General features: G+C 67.6%; 2 protein-coding genes and 1 pseudogene. All 3 read right to left on the reverse strand.

The features are described 5' to 3' along the window. Positions 1 to 66: 66 nt before the first annotated feature. On the reverse strand, positions 67 to 615 hold the full coding sequence (locus ACREBX_RS06220) for a gamma carbonic anhydrase family protein (protein ID WP_431560889.1): 549 nt from the start codon (positions 613 to 615) through the stop codon (positions 67 to 69). Then, a complete protein-coding gene (locus ACREBX_RS06225; RefSeq protein WP_431560890.1) occupies positions 612 to 2,894 on the reverse strand; it encodes a spermidine synthase in 2,283 nt (760 codons plus the stop codon). The genes ACREBX_RS06220 and ACREBX_RS06225 overlap by 4 nt, the downstream gene beginning before the upstream one ends. Then, a pseudogene (locus tag ACREBX_RS06230) lies at positions 2,869 to 2,994 on the reverse strand (porphobilinogen synthase); the annotation flags it as partial. The pseudogene ACREBX_RS06230 and the gene ACREBX_RS06225, both read right to left, overlap by 26 nt.

Raw genomic sequence — 2,994 nt, forward strand, 5'->3', positions numbered from 1 at the left:
CCCTCCACCATCCGCTTCGCGGACGGTCCCCCTCCCCATCGCTTCGCGACAGGGAGGATCAATTCTTCAGCCCTCTATCGCCGCCTTGTGCATGCGGCCGTTCATCACATAATGCGCGACGCCCAGCTGCATGCCCGCCGCCTGCGCATCGTCGATCTCGCGCACGCGGCGCGCGGGCGATCCGGCCCATAGCTCGCGGGTCGGGATTTCCTTGTTCTCGGTCAGCAGCGCGCCCGCCGCGAGCATCGCGTCGCTGCCGATGCGGCACCCGTTCATCACCGTCGCCTTCAGGCCCACGAACGCCCGGTCGGCCAGCGTGCAGCCGTGGACCATCGCCAAATGGCCGATCAGCACATCCTCGCCGATGATCGTCGGAAAACCCTCGGGCCGGTGCGGCATCGGGCCGTCGCAGTGCACGACGCTGCCGTCCTGGATGTTCGATCGCGCGCCGACGACGATGCGGCTGACGTCGGCGCGCAGCACGCAATTATACCAGATGCTGACGTCGGGGCCGATCGTCACGTCGCCGATGATCCGGCATCCGGGCGCGATGAAGGCGCTGGGGTCGATTTGCGGCGTCTTGCCATTGACGCTGATGATGCTGATGTCGGTCATTCGTCGCGGCCTCCGATGATATTCTTCCAGATCAGGACCGGCAGCGTCGAGGCATAATCGTCGGTCCAGCGCTCGAAATTCGGGCGCGCGCCGAGCGGCACCCAGGTGTCGAGGTCCCGCGAATCCTTGCGCGGCCTGATCCCGCCGGTCAATTGCTGCATCCGCTGCGGCGTCGCGGTCAGCGCGACCCAGTTCGACCCGGTCAGGTCGCCATATTCGTCGCCGATCGGGCCCGGGTCCATGCGGATCGCGCTCGTCCAGCCGCGCGCCTTCGCCTCCGCCGCCAGCACCGGCTCCAGATCGAAGAAGCGGTTCGAGATGTGGACCAGCAGGATACCGTCGGGTTTCAGCGCGCGGGCGTAGATGCCGATCGCTTCTTCGGTCAGCAGGTGCAGCGGGATCGCATCGGACGAGAAAGCGTCGATGACGATAATATCGAAGCGCCCCGCGGGCTGGTTGGCGAGCTGGAGCCGCGCATCGCCGATGACGATCGGCGTGTCGCCCGCGCAATCGGACAGGAAAGTGAATTTGGCCGGATCGCGCGCGATGTCGACCATCACCGGGTCGATCTCGAAGATCGTCCAGTGCTGTCCGGGCTTGCGGTAACAGGCGAGCGTCCCCGCCCCCAGCCCGACGATGCCGACCGACGCATTCGGTCCGGCCAGCGTCCCGGCCTTGTCGAGCGTCAGCCCGACGCCCGACTGATGACCATAATAGGTCGTCGGATCGCGCCGGTGCGCGGCGTCGGTGCGCTGGAGGCCGTGGAGCGTCGTGCCGTGCGCGAGGCGGCGCTGGTTCGACGCAGGATAGTCGGTGACGGTGTAGACGCCGAAATAGCTGCGAACGCGCGCGCCAGTGAAGCTTTCCTGGATCGTGTCCCAGCCGCCGACCCCGATCATCAACAACGCGAGCACCGGCACATAGGCCCAGCGCCAGCCGATGACGAGCAGGCCGATGACGAAGATCGCGATGCCCCATGGCGTTGTCGCGCTGTCGAGCCGGCCGGTCCACGCGTCGACCATCTGCCATGCGCCGAAGGCGGCGACAGCGACGAGCACAGCCGCAACGATGCGCGCGGTCTTCGCCTCGAGCCCGAGCCATTTGTCCCACGGCAACAGCGCCGGCAGCGGCAATAGCGTCGCGGCGGCGAGGATCAGGATCGGATGCTCATAGACCCAGTCGAAGATCAGCGGCGCGAACAGCGCCGCGAACAGCCCGCCGAGCACGCCGCCCGCCGACATGATGAGGTAGAAGAGCGTCAGATGCTGCGGCGCGGGGCGGAGATGATAGAGATAGCCGTGGAGCGCGGTCGCGACGACGAACAGCATCGCGAGGCTGGCGAGCGCGACCATCATCGACCCGCCGCCCGAACTCAGCAGGCCGAGCCCGCCGACCGCGAGCAGCACGACGGGCGCGATCAGCGTGACGATCTGCGTCGGCCGCTCCATCGTCGAGAAGGCGATCACAAAGCTGAGCAGATACAGGCCGAGCGGGAGCACCCAAAGCAAGGGCATCGCGACGATGTCGGTGGTGAGGTGCGTCGTCGTCGACAGCATCAGCCCCGACGGGACGGCGGCGATCAGCAGCCAGTGGAGCTGGCGGCGCAGGCTCGGGCGCGGTTCGTCGGTGACGGCGGCATGGGCTTCGGCGCCGCCGTGCCAGCGCGCCGCGGCCGCCCCGGCGACGAGCAGCACGAGCAGCGCATAGCCCGCAGTCCAGCCCCAGCTCTGCGCCGCGAGCGGCAGGGCGGGTTCGACGAGCGCCGGATAGCTGATAAGGCCCGCAAAGCTGCCGAGGTTCGAAGCGGCATAGAGATAATAAGGATCGCCCGCGCGCGTATCGGCGGCGAACCAGCGCTGCATCAACGGTGCCTGCGCCGAGACGACGAAGAAGACGGGGCCGATCGACGCGAGCAAAAGCAAGGGCACCCACAGCGCCTCCTGCCCCGGACCGGGTGCCGCGATCTGTGCGATGCCGATCGGCAGCCACAACGCCGCGACAAGAAACAGCGCGAGGTGGATCGTCGCCTGACGCCGCACGGTGAAGCGGCCGAGCCAATGCGCATAGGCATAACCACCGAGCAGCAGCGCTTGATAGACAAGCATCGCGCTGTTCCACACCGCGGGCGCACCGCCCAATTTGGGCAGCACCATGCGTGCGACCATCGGCTGGACAAGAAAGAGCAGGAAGCTGCCGACGAGAATCGTCAACACAAACAGCCAGCGTCGCGGCGAGGCAGACCCAATCACGCTATCAGGCGCCAAGCAGCCGTGCGGCATGGAGCGCGTGATAGCTGAGCACCCCCGACGCGCCGGCGCGGCGGAAGGCGAGCAGGGTTTCGAGAACGAGTGCATCGCGGTCGCCAGCGCCGGCGGCGGC

The sequence above is a fragment of the Sphingopyxis sp. genome (genome assembly GCF_050725655.1).
Lineage (GTDB): Bacteria > Pseudomonadota > Alphaproteobacteria > Sphingomonadales > Sphingomonadaceae > Sphingopyxis.

Bases quoted from the DNA above. Each gene is read 5' to 3' on its own strand.
- ACREBX_RS06225 (WP_431560890.1), bottom strand. From the start codon at position 2,894: ATGCCGCACGGCTGCTTGGCGCCTGATAGCGTGATTGGGTCTGCCTCG.
- ACREBX_RS06220 (WP_431560889.1), bottom strand. From the start codon at position 615: ATGACCGACATCAGCATCATCAGCGTCAATGGCAAGACGCCGCAAATC.